This window comes from Enterobacter cloacae complex sp. ECL352, assembly GCF_020149545.1.
In the GTDB taxonomy this organism is placed as follows: domain Bacteria; phylum Pseudomonadota; class Gammaproteobacteria; order Enterobacterales; family Enterobacteriaceae; genus Enterobacter; species Enterobacter asburiae_B.
This window is the reverse complement of sequence record NZ_CP083709.1, coordinates 55,949-74,484: the sequence shown is the minus strand read 5'-3', so window position 1 is coordinate 74,484 and position 18,536 is coordinate 55,949. Positions and strand designations below refer to the sequence as shown.

The window sequence follows — 18,536 nt, the reverse complement described above, 5'->3', positions numbered from 1 at the left end:
TCCTTTAGCGTTCGAATTGACCAAACTCTTGTTGTAATTGCCGGTTTACCGCCAGACGCGCCGGGAGCGCCTCACCCAGCGCCTCCACCACGCCCGACAGCAGCAGGTTGAACAGACAGCTCACGGGGGCAAGTGAATCCCAGAAGTGACCGGTATCGGTTTTCACCTGCAGTAAATCCATCGGGTAATCCCGCGCCCACGGGCACCAGATGTCGGTGATCAAGGCCAGCGGAATGCCTTTTTCGCTGGCGACGCGGCAGTACTGGCGGGCCATCGCGGAGTAGGTGCGCGTGTCGGTCAGCACGACGTACGGGTGCGAAAACCCCGAGTTGAGGGATTCCACCCAGCTGCCGGAAGCGCCCTCCGAATAGCTCACGCGCGGGCGGAGGTACTCGAGGTGGCTGAAGAAGGCGTTGGCAATCCCGCGCGTGGACTGGATCCCCAGCACGAACACCGCGTCGGCGTGGGCGAGGTTGTGCACCACCTGACGGAAGGCGTCCGTTTGCGCCAGTTGGTACACCTGCGTGATGGCATCCACTTCCAGCGACAGGGCATGCTGAAGGCGGCTGGAAAGGGGGCGCTGCTGCTGCCAGGAGTCCAGCCGCTCGTTCATACCCCAGGGCTGATACGGATCGCGCAGGCTCTTTTTGGCATCTTCCAGGTTGCGATACCCCAGCTTGCGCAGGAAGCGTCCGACGGTAATTCCGCTGGTCCCGCTCGCCTGACCGATGCTCTCTGCCGTTTCAAACGGGATTTGCGCAGCGTGCGCCAGCAGCCAGCTTCCGACCCGCTTTTCGCTGGGCGTGAGCTGGCTGAACGTCGCTTCGATACGGCTCAACATCTCGGGTTTCGTCGTCATACCGCCTCGCTGTTAACAGGCTGTCAATGGCCAAATTTTTGTTACCTGGTTAACAATGCATGACGCGTGCCATGTTCACAGGGCGGGTGAAACCCGCTGTGCAGTAAACTTCATGCAATATTCGCTTAACCAATGATCAACATTTGTGCAGCGTAGTTCACTTTTGGTGCACTGTCTGACGCGGCAGGTATGAATTTGGTGAATACGTCAGTCCGTTCACATTTTTGATAAGATAGATGTACTGTGAATATAAAAGGGATCCCGGCATGGCAAATCTGCCCTGGCGAGTCAGCGTGCGCCTGATGGCGCTTGCAAAGAAAATAGGGATGGTCGTAGGGATCGTGCTGGTCGTCCTGCTGGCGGTTCGGGTCTATCTCTCGCAGAAGGGACCGGAACTGCACCTGTGGCATACCTGGCGGGCCGATGAGATGTCCGTGCGCGAGATGGATAACGCCGATTTTGCCCGGTATATCGCCCGGGAAAACGCCATTTTCGCCGATCTTGATAATGCGGTGACGGCGAAAACAGAGGGCGAGGAACGCACGCCGTTAAACCGCTATTATCGCCAGAGCCTGGTATGGCCGGGACAGTTTACGCCCGATGCCAACCGCTCCTTTGTGCTGATGCCTGCCGGAAAGCCGCGCGGCGCGGTGGTGCTGCTGCACGGTCTGACGGACTCGCCTTACAGCGTCCGGCGGCTTGCCGTGAACTATCAACAGCACGGCTTTGTGGCCGTGGTCCCGCGCCTGCCCGGGCACGGTACCGCGCCCGGCGCGCTGACGGACGTTGACTGGGAGATGTGGCTCGCGGCGACGCGTCTTGCGGTGCGGGAAGCCACGCGTCTGGCGGGCGAGGCTGCGCCTTTGCATCTGGTGGGTTACTCCAACGGCGGGGCGCTGGCGATGAAATATGCCCTCGATGCGCTGGACGCGCCTGCGCTGCGTAAACCGCAGCAGGTGATACTGCTCTCACCGATGATCGGCGTGACGGCCTTTGCGCGCTTTGCCGGTTTCGCCGGGTTACCGGCGCTGCTGCCGGCGTTTGCCAAAGCGGCGTGGCTGAATATCTCTCCGGAATATAACCCGTACAAATATAACTCGTTCCCGGTGAACGCCGCCCGCCAGTCATGGCTTTTGACGAAGGCCCTGCAGGAGCAAATCGGCCGCGAGGCGCGGGAGAACAGGCTGGCAAATTTGCCGCCGATCCTGGCGTTCCAGTCGGTCATGGATTCCACGGTCAGCACCCGCGCGGTGGTGACCGGCCTGTTTGACCAGCTTTCGGCAAACGGCAGCGAGCTGGTGGTGTTTGACATCAACCAGGCGGCGAGCTTCCGCCCGCTGTTCAAACCGTCGTCGTGGACGGCAACCTCGGCGCTGCTGCAGGTTGCGAAGAGGCGTTACGGTGTCACCATTATTACCAATGCGGACGCACACAGCTTCTCGACGGTGGCGAAAATCACTCCGGCAGGCAGCACCCGGGAGACGGTCGTGCCGCTTGCGCAGTCCTGGCCGCAGGATGTCTATTCCCTGTCGCACGTTGCGGTGCCGTTCCCGCCGGATGACGATCTCTATGGCCGTGAGCCTCGGGTGAAAAACCGCTACGGTATCAGCCTGGGGACGATTGCGCTCTGGGGCGAAACCTCCGTGTTGAGCGTCGGGAAAGAGGCGCTTATGCGGGTCACCTCGAATCCGTTTTACGACTACATGCAGGGGCGGATAGACAGCCGAATTGGCAGCGGGGAAAAGTAACGTTCCCCTGCGGTGTGAATATGTTAGGTCGCATTGATTAAGTATGTTAAATAGTAGCTTCAAGGCACCTCTCTTTCTCATCGGAACCCATTTTTGTGCTGACGACTCTGATTTACCGAAGCCAGTTGAATTTATCCCGCCCCTCCACCGAGCTGCGGGAACTGGTGGAGCGCGCCCGGATCCGCAATGCCAGTCTGAATATCACCGGGGTTCTGCTCGCAAAAGGCAGCGACGTGCTGCAAATACTCGAAGGGTCGGAAGAGAGCGTGCTTAAGCTGTTCCATAAAATCCGTGACGACAAGCGGCACAGTGGAGTGGTAGAGCTGATGCGGGACTATGGCCCGCGCAGGCGCTTTGAAAACGTCGGTATGCTGCTGTTCGATCTGCAGACGCAGTCACCGAAAGAGGTGCTGCAGTCGGTTCTGAATTACAGCAAGCTGGACAGCTATCTCACATCCGATGACCGGGTGTTCAAATTTATCCAGACGTTTATCACGGGTAAACGTCCGGCCCTGTCGGGTGCACGCTACGTACCTGAAAAATGGACGCTTTCACCCGAGGTGTTGCCCTTTGGCGAACACCTGGGGCTGATGGCCAACCAAACCTGTCAGTTTGCGCTCCAGCCCATTGTTGAGCCCTCGGAAGGGAAGATCAGTTCGCTTGAAGCCCTTATTCGCGGCAACGAAGGCGGCAGCCCGGAGCATTTCTTCAGCGCCCTCGACCCGGACAAAATCTACGAAGTCGATCTCCAGACGAAAGCGTATGCCTTTGCTCTCGCGGAAAAGCTGGGCATTGGCAGCCATAAGATTGCGGTAAACCTGCTGCCGATGTCGCTGGTGAATGTCCCCAACGCCGTGGAATTTCTGGTCAGCGAGATAAAAAAACATGGCCTTCAGCCGGAGCAGGTAGTCATTGAAGTGACGGAAAACGAGATGATCTCCGGCTTCAACCAGTTTAATAGCGCCATCAAGCAGCTTCGCGGTGAGGGGATTGGCCTGGCGATCGATGATTTCGGTTCCGGCTATGCTGGTCTTTCGCTGCTGACCCGCTTCCAGCCGGATAAAATTAAGATTGACCGGGAGATAGTCAGCGATATCCACCTCAGCGGCCCGAACCAGGCGATTGTGCGCTCCATCGTCAGCTGTTGCTCCGATCTCGAAATTACCCTGGTGGCCGAAGGAATCGAGAAGATAGAGGAGTGGTGCTGGCTCGAGTCTGCCGGGATCCGCCGCTTCCAGGGCTTTCTGTTTGCCCGCCCGCAGCTTAATGGCGTCGGTGATATTTACTGGCCGCATCTGGTGCGTTAGCCAATTTTCCTCCCGCGTTATTTCCCCTTCGCCCTGCCTGTGCTTAAATAGCTAAAACGGTTTAACATGGTTTAGCTACGAGGATCACATGAAAAAAATCTGGGTACTTGGCGATGCGGTGGTGGATTTGCTGCCCGATGGAGAAGGCAGATTGCTGCAGTGTCCCGGCGGCGCACCGGCAAACGTTGCGGTCGGTATTGCCCGGCTGGGCGGCCAGAGCGCCTTTATCGGCAGGGTTGGCGACGATCCCTTCGGGCGCTTTATGGCGAAAACTCTCGCTGACGAAAAGGTTGACGTGAAGTCTATGCGCCTTGATCCGGCGCACCGCACCTCAACGGTGGTGGTCGATCTGGATGACCAGGGCGAACGCTCGTTTACCTTTATGGTGCGCCCGAGCGCCGATCTGTTTCTCGAATCCGCCGATCTGCCGACGTTCAGCGCCGGGGAGTGGCTGCACGTCTGTTCCATCGCATTAAGCGCAGAGCCGAGCCGTTCTGCGACGTTTGAGGCGATGGCCACCATCCGCGAGGCGGGCGGTTACGTCAGCTTCGACCCCAATATTCGCCCGGATCTCTGGCCGGATGAGAACGCGCTGCGTCGCTGCCTGGAACAGGCCCTGCAGAGCGCCGACGTGGTGAAACTCTCCGTCGAAGAGCTGGCGTTTTTAACCGGAAATGTCGAGGTAAACGTCGGTCTGGACGCGCTGATGGCGCGCTGTCCGGCGCGTCTGGTGCTGGTCACCCAGGGAAAAGAGGGGGTGATCGCCTGGCATGATGGCACCGTGAAGCACTATCCGGCAACGCCCGTCGAGTGTGTCGATACCACCGGCGCGGGCGATGCCTTCGTCGCCGGACTGCTCTTCGGACTGGCCGCCGGGCAGGACCTGACGCCGGTCATCGCCTTAGCCCAGCGCTGCGGCGCATTAGCCACCACGGCCAAAGGGGCAATGACCGCATTGCCGTGGCAGCACGATTTGTAATTCCTTCCTTCACTGGCCGCCATCCGGCGGCCTGAATTGTCGCCTCGATCACACTTACTAAAACGGTTTAGCAAAAAAGATTGCCGATCCAAAATTCAGAGGTTTAGTATCAGCAGCCTAAACCGGTTTAGCAATTTAGCACGTTTAATGACTTCTTTTAGGGATGCGACAAAATGTATAAAAAACGCAGACTTGCCGTGATGATAGGCATGCTGGCCGGAAGTACCTCTGTTTTTGCCCAGTCGGATATGACAAGTATCGAAGCGCGTCTTGCCGCGATGGAGCAGCGCCTCCAGGCTGCGGAAACGCGTGCGCAGGTGGCTGAGAAACGCGCCACGGATGCGGAACAAAAAACGCAGCAGCTGGTGGCCGCGCAGCAGCAGACGCAAACGACAGCCCAGGCGGTGGCGCAGCGCACCACCGCACTGGAGAAGAAGGCGGATCAAAGCAGCGGATTTGAGTTCCACGGCTACGCCCGTTCGGGTCTGCTGATGAACGATGCGGCCTCCAGCAGCAAAAGCGGTCCTTATCTGACCCCGGCCGGAGAAACCGGCGGCGCGGTAGGGCGTCTGGGTAACGAAGCCGACACCTACGTCGAGCTGAACCTGGAGCACAAGCAAACTCTGGATAATGGCGCCACCACGCGCTTTAAAGCGATGCTGGCCGACGGTCAGCGGACCTATAACGACTGGTCAGCCGATACCAGCGATCTTAATATTCGCCAGGCCTTCGCGGAGCTGGGCAACCTGCCTGATTTTACCGGCGCGCTGAAGGGCAGCACCTTCTGGGCGGGTAAACGCTTCGACCGCGACAACTTTGATATTCACTGGCTGGACTCCGACGTGGTGTTCCTGGCCGGTACCGGCGGCGGCGTCTACGACGTGAAATGGAACGAGTCGCTGCGCAGCAACTTCTCCATCTACGGCCGCAACTTCGGCAGCGTGGAGCAGACCGACAATAACGTTCAGAACTATATCCTCAGCATGAACCACTTCGCCGGACCGTTCCAGCTGATGGTGAGCGGCCTGCGGGCGAAGGATAACGACGACCGTAAAGACACCAACGGCGATCTCATCAAAACCGACGCCGCCAATACCGGCGTTCATGCACTGGTCGGGTTGCACAACGAGAGCTTCTACGGCCTGCGGGAAGGGACAGCCAAAACGGCGCTGCTGTACGGTCACGGGCTGGGTGCGGAAGTGAAAAGCATCGGTTCCGACGGCGCGCTGCTGTCTGAGGCGGATACCTGGCGCTTCGCAAGTTACGGTGTCACGCCAGTCGGCGGCGGCTGGAGCGTTGCGCCCGCCGTACTGGCGCAGAGCAGTAAAGATCGCTACGTCAGGGGCGATAGCTATGAGTGGGTGACGCTTAACACCCGCCTGATTAAAGAAGTGACGCAGAACTTCGCCCTGGCGTTTGAGGGAAGCTATCAGTACATGGATTTAAATCCGGAAGGCTATAAGGACCGCAACGCCGTCAACGGCAGTTTCTACAAGCTGACCTTTGCGCCGACGTTAAAAGCGAGCAAAATCGGCGATTTCTTCAGCCGTCCGGAGCTGCGCCTGTTTGCCACCTGGATGGACTGGAGCAGCAAACTGGATCATTACGCCAGCGATGATGCCTTTGGCAGCAGCGGCTTCAACGCCGGCGGGGAATGGAACTTTGGGGTCCAGATGGAAACCTGGTTTTAACCCATCACGCTCCCGCCCGGCGGGAGCGTTTCGCACATCATAAAAAGAAGTCAGGCAGAGGTATCTATGGATTTTAATCAAATCGCCCGCGAGCTTATTCCGCTGCTCGGTGGCAAGGAAAATATCGCCAGCGCGGCGCACTGCGCAACGCGTCTTCGTCTGGTGCTGGTTGATGACGCGCTTGCCGATCAGCAGGCGATCGGCAAGGTCGACGGCGTAAAAGGCTGTTTTCGTAACGCCGGACAGATGCAGGTGATTTTTGGCACGGGCGTGGTCAACAAGGTCTACGCCGCGTTTATTCAGGCGGCGGGGATTAGCGAATCCAGCAAGTCTGAGGCCGCGGACCTGGCGGCGCGCAAGCTGAACCCGTTCCAGCGCATTGCCCGTCTGCTCTCAAATATCTTTGTGCCGATCATTCCCGCGATTGTGGCATCCGGCCTGCTGATGGGCCTGCTCGGCATGGTGAAAACCTACGGCTGGGTCAATGCGGATAACGCCATCTACATCATGCTGGACATGTGCAGCTCCGCGGCGTTTATCATTCTGCCTATTCTGATCGGCTTTACCGCCGCGCGGGAATTTGGCGGTAACCCGTATCTCGGCGCGACGCTGGGCGGCATTCTGACCCACCCGGCGCTGACCAACGCCTGGGGCGTGGCGTCCGGCTTCCACACCATGAACTTCTTCGGCCTTGAGATTGCGATGATTGGCTATCAGGGCACGGTGTTCCCGGTGCTGCTGGCCGTCTGGTTTATGAGCATCGTGGAGAAAAACCTGCGCCGCGCTATCCCGGACGCGTTAGACCTGATCCTGACGCCGTTCCTCACCGTCGTTATCTCCGGCTTTATCGCCTTGCTGATTATCGGCCCGGCGGGGCGCGCGCTGGGCGACGGCATCTCCTTTATCCTGAGCACGTTAATTGAACACGCGGGCTGGCTGGCCGGGCTGCTGTTCGGCGGGCTTTACTCGGTGATTGTGATCACCGGTATTCACCACAGCTTCCACGCGATTGAAGCCGGGCTGCTGGGCAACCCGTCGATTGGCGTGAACTTCCTGCTGCCGATCTGGGCCATGGCGAACGTGGCGCAGGGCGGCGCCTGTCTGGCGGTGTGGTTCAAAACCAAAGATGCCAAAATCAAAGCCATTACCTTACCGTCGGCGTTCTCTGCGATGCTGGGCATCACCGAAGCGGCCATTTTTGGTATCAACCTGCGCTTTGTTAAGCCGTTTATCGCCGCGCTGATTGGCGGCGCGGTGGGCGGGGCCTGGGTAGTCTCAGTCCATGTGTACATGACCGCCGTTGGTTTGACCGCTATTCCGGGCATGGCCATCGTGCAGGCCAGCTCGCTGCTCAACTATATTATCGGTATGGTGATTGCCTTCGGCGTGGCGTTTACCGTCTCACTGCTGCTGAAATATAAAACGGACTCTGAATAATGACGTTACCTTCCCGCTGGCCTGCGATCCTGCAGGCCGTTATGAAAGGTCAGCCGCGGGCGCTTGCGGATAGCCACTATCCGCAGTGGCACCCCGCGCCGGTGACGGGGCTGATGAACGATCCCAACGGGTTTATCTGGTTTGCCGGCCGCTACCACCTGTTCTATCAGTGGAACCCGCTGGACTGCGAGCATCGGTTTAAATGCTGGGGGCACTGGAGCTCTGCGGACCTGGTGCACTGGCAGCACGAGCCGCTGGCGCTGATGCCGGATGAAGAGTATGACCGCAACGGCTGCTACTCCGGTAGCGCCGTGGATAACGATGGCGTTTTAACACTGTGCTATACCGGCAACGTCAAGTTCGATGACGGCAGCCGCACCGCCTGGCAGTGCCTCGCAGTGGAACAGCCGGACGGGACCTTTACGAAGCTGGGGCCGGTGCTGGCGCTGCCGGAAGGCTATACCGGCCACGTGCGCGACCCGAAGGTGTGGCAGCACGACGGGATGTGGTACATGGTGCTCGGCGCGCAGGATCTGCAAAAGCGCGGCAAGGTGCTGCTGTTTAAGTCAGCCGATTTGCACGCCTGGGCGTCCTGCGGTGAGATCGCCGGTCACGGGGTTAACGGCCTGACGGACGCGGGTTATATGTGGGAGTGTCCGGACCTGTTCGCGCTCGACGGAACGCACATCTTAATCAGCTGTCCGCAGGGGCTGGCGCGCGAGCCGCATCGCTATCTCAACACCTATCCGGCGACCTGGATGAGCGGGGCGTTTGACTATGCAAACGCCGCGTTCGATCACGGCGACCTGCACGAGCTGGACGCGGGCTTTGAGTTTTACGCTCCGCAAACGACGCTGGCGGAAGACGGCCGACGCATTCTGATCGGCTGGATGGGCGTACCGGACGGGGAAGAGATGCTTCAGCCAACCCGGGCGCACGGCTGGATGCATCAGATGACCTGCCCGCGCGAATTACGCTATCGCGACGGCAGGCTCTGGCAGACCCCGGCGCGCGAGCTGGCGGCGCTGCGTGAAGATGAGCAGCGCTGGCAGGGGCGCGCCAGCGAGGCGCCGGACCTGGACGCGACGCGCCTGGAGTTTGAGCTGGGCGCATCGCAGGTGAATGTCGATTTTGGCGGCGCGCTGCGTCTTACGGTCGATGAGCAGGGCATACGTCTTGAACGCGCGAGCCTGAAAACCGGTGAAACGCTGACCCGCTACTGGCAGGGCGACGTCACTCATTTACGCGTTCTCTGCGACCGCTCCAGCGTTGAAATCTTCATCAATCACGGTGAAGGGGTGATGAGCAGCCGCTATTTTCCTGACCATCCGGCCCGGGTGCGATTCGAAGGTGCGTCCGATATCACATTACGCTACTGGTCGCTGCGCGCCTGCATGATAGAATGAGGGTTTTGGCAGCCGGATCTAAGTCGTTGTGAGAAAAACAAAACGCGTCACCATTAAAGACATCGCGGAGCTGGCGGGTGTGTCAAAAGCCACCGCCAGCCTGGTCCTGAACGGGCGCAGCAAAGAGCTTCGCGTGGCGGAAGAGACGCGCGAGCGCGTGCTGGCGATTGCAAAAGAGCACCACTATCAGCCCAGCATTCACGCCCGGTCGCTGCGCGATAACCGCAGCCACACCATTGGTCTGGTGGTTCCGGAGATCACAAACTACGGTTTTGCCGTGTTTTCTCACGAGCTGGAAACGCTATGCCGCGAGGCGGGCGTTCAGCTGCTGATCTCCTGCAGCGATGAAAACCCGGGCCAGGAGACGGTGGTGGTGAACAACATGGTGGCGCGTCAGGTTGACGGGCTGATTGTGGCCTCCAGCATGCTTAACGATGCGGACTACCACAAGCTGAGCGAACAGCTGCCCGTTGTCCTGTTTGACCGCCACATCAACGACAGCGCGCTGCCGCTGGTGATCACCGATTCCATTACCCCGACGGCGGAACTGGTGGCCGACATTGCGCGCCAGCATCCTGATGAATTCTACTTCCTCGGCGGCCAGCCGCGCCTTTCTCCGACGCGCGACCGCCTGGAAGGGTTTAAGCAAGGTCTGCGAGAGGCCGGCGTGGAGCTGCGCCCCGAGTGGATCATTCACGGCAACTATCACCCGAGCTCCGGTTACGAGATGTTTGCTGAACTCTGCGCCCGTCTGGGGCGTCCGCCGAAAGCGCTGTTCGCCGCCGCCTGCGGGCTGCTGGAAGGGGTGCTGCGCTATATGGGCCAGCACAACCTGTTGCAAAGTGATATCAGGTTAGCCAGTTTTGACGATCATTATCTCTACGATTCGCTGACGATCCCGGTGGATACCATTCGTCAGGATAACCGCCAGCTGGCGTGGCACTGCTTTGATTTGATTAGCAAATTGATCGAAGGGGAGACGCCGCAGCCGTTGCAGCGCAAGCTCAATGCCACCCTGCAGCGACGCTATAAGCCAGCGAAATAGCCCGGTTCGATACTTCAATAACTTTAATTAATTTAAGTTTTGGAATGGCCGATAACCATAAGGAATAATTCTCCTTGAGGTATTGGTTTATGTCGTTGAAAAAGTCGTCCCTGATCGTCCTGTTCTCGCTGCTTTTCTTCTTTGTTGTCAGCACTGTGACCAGCGTTGGCCTCATCATTAAAAGTAATAATTCCCTGGATAACGTCAACAAAGAGATCCAGGTTGTGCTGTCCATTATTGACCCCATCAACCATAGCCGTACGCTGCGCGTGCGGGTGATGGAGTATGTGAAGATGGTGGAAGCGGGCAACTCGGCAGACGGAGCTGCAAAGCTAACCGCCGTGAAGGAGGCGCTGACCAAAGCGGACCACGCCTTTGCGGCCTTTATGGCTTCGCCGCGTCTGACGGATGAAGCGCCGCTGGTGACTGCCTATCAGGATGCCTGGCAAAACTACCGCAACCAGGGGCTGGCGCCGCTGATCGATGCCGCCGAGGCGCACGATGTGGCCAAATTTAACGCCCTGATCCCGGAAGTCTCCCGCCTCGACCGCCAGTACGAGATCGTTCTCGACCAGGTCCTTTCCGTCCACCAGAAATATGCCAAAAGCCTGAACGAGAATGCGAGCAGCAATTTCGTCTCTGGCCTGGCGATCATTGCCGCTATTGCCAGCCTGTTTGTGGTGGTGATTGTCGCCGTCAGCATGCTGATGAAGCGCTTTGTCTTTGCGCCGGTTAACCTGGCGCGCGAGCACTGCAGCCAGATTGCGGCGGGCAAGCTGGACGTTCCGGTACCGGTCAAGGGGAGCGCACATAACGAAATCGATCATCTCATGAGCTCAATGGAGCAGATGCGTCAGGCGCTGCTGGCGACCATCGCCCAGGTGCGCGATGCGAGCCATACCGTAACGCACGCGGCGCAGGAGATTGCCTCCGGGAATATCGACCTGGCGTCACGTACCGAGCAGCAGGCTTCGGCGTTAACCCAGACGGCAGCGAGCATGGAAGAGCTGAGCGCGACGGTGGCGAACAATACCGACAACGTTTACCAGGCCGGGAAACTGGTGCAGGACGCGGTGAAAAATGCCCACACCGGTGAAGCGGTGACCCGTGAAGTGATCGACACGATGAACACCATCGCGGCGAACTCGAAGCGTATCGAAGACATTACCAGCGTGATTAACAGCATCGCCTTCCAGACCAACATCCTGGCGCTGAACGCGGCGGTAGAAGCGGCGCGCGCGGGAACGCAGGGCCGCGGCTTTGCGGTCGTGGCCAGCGAAGTGCGCACCCTGGCGCAGAAAAGCGCGGTGGCGGCTAAGGACATCGAAAGCCTGATTGCGCAGTCGGTCTCCAGCGTGAAAAACGGTGCTGAGCTGGTGAGCCGCTCGGGCGAGGTGATTGACTCGATTATTTCGTCGGTGAATAAAGTGAATACGCTGATGGAGCAGATCTCCGTCGCCTCCGAAGAGCAGAGCCGCGGGATCAGCCAGGTCGGCCAGGCGGTGACCGAGATGGATGGCGTGACCCAGCAGAACGCCGCGCTGGTGCAGCAGTCCGCTGCGGCAGCGGCCTCGCTGGAAGAGCAGGCGCAGCAGCTTTCGCGGAGTATTTCGAGTTTTAGTTTGCCGGTGCAGGCTTGATTGTATGAGGGGGGCTCCGCAGGGAGCCTTTTATCTACTTAATGTGCGAAACTTTCCAAGTTGCTTTCCCATGAGGTCAGCCTGTAGACCTAATAGGACTGTTTTAATACCATTTATTATATTTCACATAAATAAAAGAAATAGCAATCACCCAAACGACGCTGAGTAAAGCAGCATAGTCCGGTATAAACCGGATAAAAAAATATATCCCAAGTACAATAAGTAACGCTGGCACCAGGTAAAAAAACGACTTCAAAAGCCATAAGATTGCTTGCTTCATTTTCGCAGTATCTCGTACAAAGCGTCACCTATCACTTGCTCGTTATTATCTCCGGAGTTTACCTGGTAGATAATTTCAGACATTTGCGGCTCGATTAAGAAATATAACATCTCAATATTTTCTTTATAAAGTGCCTGGTAGTACTGAGGATCCTGGAATTTGAGTCGATTAGCCGCAGATGCCGCTACCTGAGCCTTTGAGTAAAGTGTTGCACCATTAACGAACCAAGTCGAGAATGAGTTCACAAGCCTGATATGATTTTGCTTAAAATCCCTGCTGTTGATGATCAGATTCGCAAGGGTAAAGGAGAGGGCTAACTTGCTGGCTTTAGCAGAGGCATGCTCGGCAGCTTTACCCAATAAGTTATGGATATTAGTAATCAGGTCTTTACTCTTTTGTTCGCCCAGCCTATTAAGAGTTTTCCTAAAATAAATTTCAACCATGTCCAAAGTGACATCTTTTCTGTTGTAAATTTCACCTAAGGCAAGGACTAAGCGTTTATCTTCGCGCCACGTATCACGGCAAGCGTTACGATAATACTCGTCTGGCATCAGGCATGCACCGTAGCTAACCAGGCGCTGCGTTCCCTGTTTCACCTTTTCCAGAGTTGCCATATGGTCTTCATGCATGTCTCGAAGCGAGTTTGTTAGTGCAATAGCTAACCGTTTATTCGACTGCATTTTTAGTTGCAAATAGTTTTGTGCCATTTTATATAACCTTGCAGTATCATTATCTTATTATCATTGATCATGTTTGAGAAAGGGGCAACATCGAAAATGGGAAAGCGCAAGAGTGCTTTGGTTTATGTCCTGACCATCATTATATTTTTGCTTATTATTCCTGAGATCATTTTGCGTGTATGCACGTCCGAGCAACTTGGCCGTATCAGCGACTTCACCAGTTTAGGTGGCTTGTTAAATCCACTATTATCCTTGCTCATCTTCCTGGCACTGGTGTCAATCATACTGGCCGTTATTGCTATCGCACTGGCTAAGCGAATTCTTCGTACGAGATGATTTGCCTGCAAGCGACTCATAGCGCCCGCCAGCCGTTATCGCTATGAGTCCAAAATCGTCAGCCCAAAAATTTTTATTCCCCCAGCAATATTTCCCTCCCTCATCCGTCTACCTCATCACAAGCCATAATCAGTTACTGTAAACGAGGTAAACACCATGAGAGATTTTGATATGCACGACAGAGGTCATGGGCGCGGATTCGGTCGCCACCGTATGGGCAAGGGCTTAGTCATCGGCGCGGTGATTTTCATCGTGCTCGGCCTGCTGGTGATGACCCTGTGGAACGCCTTGCTCCCGGCCATCCTCGGCGTGAAGGCCATTGGCTTCTGGCAGGCGCTGGGCATTCTGGTGCTGAGCCGCATTCTGTTTGGCGGGCTGGGTTTCCGTCCGGGGATGTTTGGCGCGCACCGCCGGATGCACGAGCGCTGGATGAACATGACGCCCGAACAGCGCGAGGCGTTTATTCAGCAGCGTCGCGAAGGGTTTGGTCGCCACGGTCGCGGCCACTGCGGCTGGCACGGTCATCGTGACGATAAGCGCGAAGACGCCACGCCAAAAGCGCCGGAAGCAGAGTGAGCGAAATGAAAGCCGGGGAGGCGGGCGGATCCATGCTGATGTCGGCGCTCAATGCCTGCCGCGCCCGGCTGACAGCCTTCATTCGCGGACGGACCTCCGTTCGCGATGATGCCGACGACATTTTGCAGGAAGTCACCTATCAGCTGATGAAAGTGGAGCAGCCGGTCGAAAACGTCGCCGCCTGGCTGTTCCGCGCGGCGCGTAACGAGATGACCGACCGGGCGCGTAAAAAGCGCGAGGTGTCGCTCTCTGGCTATTTTACGGGAGAAGACGAAGAGGGGTTCCCGGAGGACGAGCTGGCCGAAACCCTGTTCGGCGTACCGCACACGCCGGAAGAGGAGTATCTCAAAACGCTGCTGTGGGAAGAACTGGGGCAGGCGCTGTCTGAACTGCCGCCGCCGCAGCGCGAGGTGTTTGAAAAGACCGAACTCCACGGCTACAGCATTAAAATGCTGGCAGAGGAGACGGGCGCCAGCGAGCAGGCGCTGTTATCCCGCAAGCACAAGGCGGTGCTGTTTCTGCGCACGCGGCTGCGGGACGTCTATGACGCGCTGACGGGCGAATAGCGGCGACAGACAAAACCTTACACTTCCGGCACTTGTAGATTCATCACTATCGTTTATGATCGGGGCGTCTCGTCACTCTGGAACGTTATGCGCAACCGTCAGCTCCTCGGAAAATGGCTTTTGATCGTCACCTGTCTCGCGATGGCGCTTTGCCTCGTGCAGCGTACGGTGATGCTTAACCATTTTTTACAGGGACTGGATCCGCAGATTTCACTGAGTGCAGATGCCCCGGCTCAAAGCGGCAATACTGAACAGCCCGGCCCGTCGCCCTGTCAGCTGGGCGCACACTCGCTGCTTTGCGCCCAGCCGCTGTTCTTCGACGGCGCGCTGCCGGCCATTATTATCTTCTTCGCGCTGCTGCAGCTGTTTATGCAAGGGCGGGCATTGGCTCCCGCAGAACAGCCCGTTCAGGCACCGCCTCCCCGAATACACCTTAAAAACTGCGTTTTCCGTGAATGAAAATCATCGTCCTCTCACGATAATTTTCACTGTTCACGGAGTAAAACATGGTTAACCTCTTCAGGGGATTCGTCTTCCTGTGGCTGTCCTGCATCGGCATTGTCCATGCGGCAGACACCGGCTGGCAGGTTTCCCAACAAAACGATCACGCCCGCATCCGCTTTCAGGCGGAAAGGGAACAAACGCACGTTAAAGGCCTGCTCACCGTTGAGCTAAAGCACGGCTGGAAAACCTACTGGCGATCGCCGGGCGAGGGCGGCGTCGCGCCAAAAATCGGCTGGCCGGAAGGCGTAACGGATAGCTGGTCCTGGCCGGTCCCGTCGCGCTTCGATATCTCCGGCATGACCACGCAGGGCTATCACGATAAGGTCACGATCCCGATTACGCTCAACGGAGTGAAGGGCGACACGCTCGACGGGACGCTCACGCTCTCGACGTGCAGTAACGTCTGCCTGCTGACGGACTACCCGCTACGCCTCGATTTTACCCAGCCGGTGGATGAGGGCTTCCGTAGCGAGTTCGAGCAGGCGATGCGCGCCGTGCCCGGTACGTCAGGCGTATCCAGGGATCTCTCCGCGTGGCTCGCTGGCGACAAGCTGGTGATTACCGGCACGTCGGACGGGAAGTGGGATAATCCGGGGATCTACTTTGACCCGCTGGAAGGTGACATTCTTCCCGGCGAGCCGGTCATCAAACACGACGGCAATACGCTTCGGGTGACGGTACCCGTGACCGACGAATGGGGAGACAAGCCCGCCTCGCTGAAGGGCAAGAGGCTGTCGTTTGTGCTGACCAATGGCGGTCACGCGCAGCAAACCACCATGACCGTTGGCGCGACGCCCGCAGCGCCCTCCTCGTCTGAAGGTATTGGCAAAATGGTGCTCTTTGCGCTGCTGGGCGGGCTTATCCTCAACCTGATGCCCTGCGTGCTGCCGGTCATGGGCATGAAGCTTAACAGCATCCTGCAGGCGGGATCGGACAGGCGCGCTATCAGGCTGCGCTTCCTCGCTACCAGCGCCGGGATCCTCACCTCCTTTATGCTGCTGGCGGGGATGGTGACGGCGCTGAAGCTGGCCGGGGCGTCGCTGGGGTGGGGCATTCAGTTCCAGAACCCGTGGTTTATTGGCCTGATGGTCGCCGTCACCTTCCTGTTTGCGCTGAACCTGTTTGGCGCGTTTGAGATGCTGCTGCCTTCCGCCGCCACGGGACGGCTGGCGACGGCAGGAGGATCCGGGATTGGCGGCAGCTTCTGCGAAGGGATGTTCGCCACGCTGCTGGCGACGCCGTGCTCCGCGCCGTTCCTCGGTACGGCGGTCGCCTTTGCCCTTGGCGCGCCGCTGCACTCTCTGTGGCTGATCTTCCTGATGCTCGGCGTGGGCATGAGCCTGCCGTGGCTGTTTGTCGCCCTGGTGCCGAAAACGGCCATGCTGCTGCCGAAACCCGGCCGCTGGATGAACACGCTAAAAGTCGTTCTGGGCCTGATGATGCTCGCCTCCAGCCTCTGGCTGGCAACATTGTTGAGCGTGCATCTGGGCGAGGCGGTCAGCCAGATTGTGATGCTGGTGCTTATCGCCGTCGCGCTGGCGCTGTTCGCGCTGAAGGGGCAAAAATCCTCACCGCTGTTCTGGCTCGTGGTGATCGCGCTGTCGGCGTTTGGTGGGTATCAGGCGCGCGGGCTGCTTAACGCGCCGCCTGCCGCTCCGGCACAAAATGCTGCTCAGACCATCCCGTGGCAACCGCTCAGCGAGGAGGCCATCCAGCAGGCGCTGGCGCAGGGAAAACGCGTGTTCGTGGATATCTCGGCGGACTGGTGCGTGACCTGCAAAGTTAACGAGCATCGGGTGCTGAATCAGCCGGACGTTATTGCCGCGCTGCGCCAGCCGGACGTGGTGGCCCTGCGCGGAGACTGGAGCCAGCCGTCCGCGTTTATCGCGGATTTTCTGGCGAAGCGAAACCGTTACGCCATTCCGTTTAACGCGGCGTATGGCCCCGGCCTGCCTGAGGGCGAAATCCTCTCGCCGCTGCTGGACAAGCGCACCCTCATCACCACCCTGAACAACGCAAAAGGCTAACTGTGTTATGAAAAAATTCCTTATTACGCTTCTGCTCCTGCTGGCGCCGGTTCAGGTGTTCGCTGCCCAGCCGCTGACGCCGGACCAGGAGCAGCGGGCGCAGAAGATCATCGCTGATTTCCTGTTTAACGATCCAAACTCTCCGCGCATCGGCGCGAAAAACCCCAAACTCACCCTGGTGGTGTTTACCGACTACAACTGTCCGTACTGTAAAAAATTCGATCCGTACCTGGAGAAGATCGTCGAAAAACACCCGGACGTGGCGGTAGTCTTTAAGTTTTTACCTTTCCGCTCGGAAAGTTCGCTAACCGCCGCGCGGGATGCGTTAACGCTCTGGCGTCAGGATCCGGGGCAGTTTATGAAGCTTAACCACACTCTGATGGCGAAGAAGGGCTACCACGATGACGCCAGCATTCAGGAGGCGCAGAGGCGGGCGGGCGTGAGCGTCACCGCGCCGGATGACGAGAGCCTGATGACGATCAAGCGCAGCCTGATCGTCGCGGAAAAAATGGGGATCCAGGGCACGCCCGCCACGCTCATCGGCGAGGGACTGCTGCCCGGCTGGGTGCCGTTTGAACAGTTCGACGAAATGGTCAGTGACGCACTGAAAAACCGCTAACCTGAAGGGGGCGGAATGCCCCCGACAAACCGGAGAGGGAAATGAAAAAATTACTGTTACTTTCAGCGCTGACGGCGTCAGGGCTGGCGCAGGCGGCTGAAGCCATACCGGACGTGGTGAAGCACTTCAGCGAGCAGCAGAACATTAAAATTATCAAGAAGCTGGATGCGCCCGGCGGCGCGCCCGCCTGGCTGGGGCAGTATCAGGACATGGGCGTGACGCTCTTTTTAACGCCGGACGGCAAGCACGTCATCTCAGGTTATCTGTACGATGACAAAGGGAAGAACCTCAGCGAGGGCTATTTCCAGAAAGAGATCTACGCCCCGATGGGACGCGAAATGTGGAAGAACCTCAACGCGGCGCATCCCCTGAAGGAAGGGGCGAATAACGCCCCGCGTAAGGTATTTGTGTTTGCCGATCCGTTCTGTCCTTACTGCAAGCAGTTCTGGGCCGAAGCGCAGCCGTGGGTGAAGGCGGGCAAGGTGCAGCTCAACACGCTGCTGGTGGCGTTTCTCAACCCCAACAGCGGACGCAACGCCTCAGCGATTCTGAATGCGAAAGATCCGGTTTCGGCCTGGCGCGAATACGAGCTTTCAGGTGGCAAAAAATTACCGAAGCCAGAGGGCGAGGCTTCCCGTGAAACGGTAGCAATCCTGCAGAAGCACCAGACGCTGATGGACAGCCTGGGCGCTAACGCCACGCCGGCCATTTACTATCTGAATGCGGAAAATGAGCTGCAGCAGGTGGTCGGTATGCCGGATGCGCAGCAGCTTGAGGCGATGTTCGGGCCGAAGCCGTAAAAAAACAGGCAGAAACGGGGCGTTTCTGCCTGATGG

At 58.1% G+C, this 18,536-nt stretch carries 17 protein-coding genes; 15 read left to right on the top strand and 2 right to left on the bottom strand.

Annotated elements, in window-relative coordinates:
* Nucleotides 1-4: 4 nt before the first annotated feature.
* Nucleotides 5-859 (bottom strand): MurR/RpiR family transcriptional regulator, encoded by an 855-nt coding sequence (locus LBF07_RS00355; RefSeq protein ID WP_033145617.1) that lies wholly within the window; start codon nt 857-859, stop codon nt 5-7.
* A gap of 266 nt (nt 860-1,125) precedes the next feature.
* Between LBF07_RS00355 and LBF07_RS00350 the strand changes: the two genes are divergently transcribed.
* From LBF07_RS00350 to LBF07_RS00315, 8 genes are all read left to right on the top strand, one after another.
* Nucleotides 1,126-2,607: an alpha/beta hydrolase gene (locus LBF07_RS00350; protein ID WP_094935017.1), complete on the top strand. Its 1,482-nt coding sequence runs from the start codon at nt 1,126-1,128 to the stop codon at nt 2,605-2,607.
* A 95-nt stretch (nt 2,608-2,702) separates the two neighbouring features.
* A complete protein-coding gene (locus LBF07_RS00345; RefSeq protein WP_094935018.1) occupies nt 2,703-3,914 on the top strand; it encodes a diguanylate phosphodiesterase in 1,212 nt (403 codons plus the stop codon).
* An 88-nt stretch (nt 3,915-4,002) separates the two neighbouring features.
* Complete coding sequence (locus LBF07_RS00340; protein WP_094935019.1) at nt 4,003-4,893, top strand: aminoimidazole riboside kinase; 891 nt, start codon at nt 4,003-4,005, stop codon at nt 4,891-4,893.
* A gap of 173 nt (nt 4,894-5,066) precedes the next feature.
* Complete coding sequence (locus LBF07_RS00335) at nt 5,067-6,584, top strand: carbohydrate porin (RefSeq protein ID WP_094935020.1); 1,518 nt, start codon at nt 5,067-5,069, stop codon at nt 6,582-6,584.
* A 66-nt stretch (nt 6,585-6,650) separates the two neighbouring features.
* Nucleotides 6,651-8,021, top strand: a complete 1,371-nt coding sequence (locus tag LBF07_RS00330; RefSeq protein ID WP_048974816.1) for a sucrose-specific PTS transporter subunit IIBC — start codon at nt 6,651-6,653, stop codon at nt 8,019-8,021.
* A complete protein-coding gene (locus LBF07_RS00325; protein ID WP_094935021.1) occupies nt 8,021-9,427 on the top strand; it encodes a sucrose-6-phosphate hydrolase in 1,407 nt (468 codons plus the stop codon). Before LBF07_RS00330 ends, LBF07_RS00325 begins: the two co-directional genes overlap by 1 nt.
* A 28-nt stretch (nt 9,428-9,455) precedes the next feature.
* On the top strand, nt 9,456-10,472 hold the full coding sequence (locus tag LBF07_RS00320; protein ID WP_047174371.1) for a LacI family DNA-binding transcriptional regulator: 1,017 nt from the start codon (nt 9,456-9,458) through the stop codon (nt 10,470-10,472).
* A gap of 89 nt (nt 10,473-10,561) precedes the next feature.
* Nucleotides 10,562-12,112, top strand: coding sequence for a methyl-accepting chemotaxis protein (locus LBF07_RS00315; protein ID WP_094935022.1), 1,551 nt, complete (start codon nt 10,562-10,564; stop codon nt 12,110-12,112).
* 276 nt (nt 12,113-12,388) lie between these two features.
* Here the strand turns inward: LBF07_RS00315 and LBF07_RS00310 are convergent, their stop codons facing one another.
* On the bottom strand, nt 12,389-13,099 hold the full coding sequence (locus LBF07_RS00310; protein WP_165356698.1) for a hypothetical protein: 711 nt from the start codon (nt 13,097-13,099) through the stop codon (nt 12,389-12,391).
* A gap of 69 nt (nt 13,100-13,168) precedes the next feature.
* On the opposite strand from LBF07_RS00310, the gene LBF07_RS00305 reads away from it, so the two are divergent.
* The 7 genes from LBF07_RS00305 (at nt 13,169) to dsbG (ending at nt 18,500) form a co-directional block, all read left to right on the top strand.
* Nucleotides 13,169-13,408, top strand: coding sequence for a hypothetical protein (locus LBF07_RS00305; protein ID WP_094935024.1), 240 nt, complete (start codon nt 13,169-13,171; stop codon nt 13,406-13,408).
* Between the two features lie 156 nt (nt 13,409-13,564).
* On the top strand, nt 13,565-13,984 hold the full coding sequence (locus LBF07_RS00300; protein ID WP_094935025.1) for a hypothetical protein: 420 nt from the start codon (nt 13,565-13,567) through the stop codon (nt 13,982-13,984).
* Between the two features lie 5 nt (nt 13,985-13,989).
* Complete coding sequence (locus tag LBF07_RS00295) at nt 13,990-14,550, top strand: RNA polymerase sigma factor (protein ID WP_080277788.1); 561 nt, start codon at nt 13,990-13,992, stop codon at nt 14,548-14,550.
* 87 nt (nt 14,551-14,637) lie between these two features.
* A complete protein-coding gene (locus LBF07_RS00290) occupies nt 14,638-15,009 on the top strand; it encodes a hypothetical protein (protein WP_094935026.1) in 372 nt (123 codons plus the stop codon).
* Nucleotides 15,010-15,056: 47 nt separating this feature from the next.
* The gene (locus tag LBF07_RS00285; protein ID WP_094935027.1) at nt 15,057-17,081 is read left to right on the top strand and encodes a protein-disulfide reductase DsbD; all 2,025 of its coding nucleotides are present in this window, start codon (nt 15,057-15,059) and stop codon (nt 17,079-17,081) included.
* A 7-nt stretch (nt 17,082-17,088) separates the two neighbouring features.
* On the top strand, nt 17,089-17,700 hold the full coding sequence (locus LBF07_RS00280) for a DsbA family protein (RefSeq protein WP_094935028.1): 612 nt from the start codon (nt 17,089-17,091) through the stop codon (nt 17,698-17,700).
* 41 nt (nt 17,701-17,741) lie between these two features.
* Nucleotides 17,742-18,500, top strand: a complete 759-nt coding sequence (dsbG, locus tag LBF07_RS00275; protein WP_094935029.1) for a thiol:disulfide interchange protein DsbG — start codon at nt 17,742-17,744, stop codon at nt 18,498-18,500.
* Nucleotides 18,501-18,536: the final 36 nt, after the last annotated feature.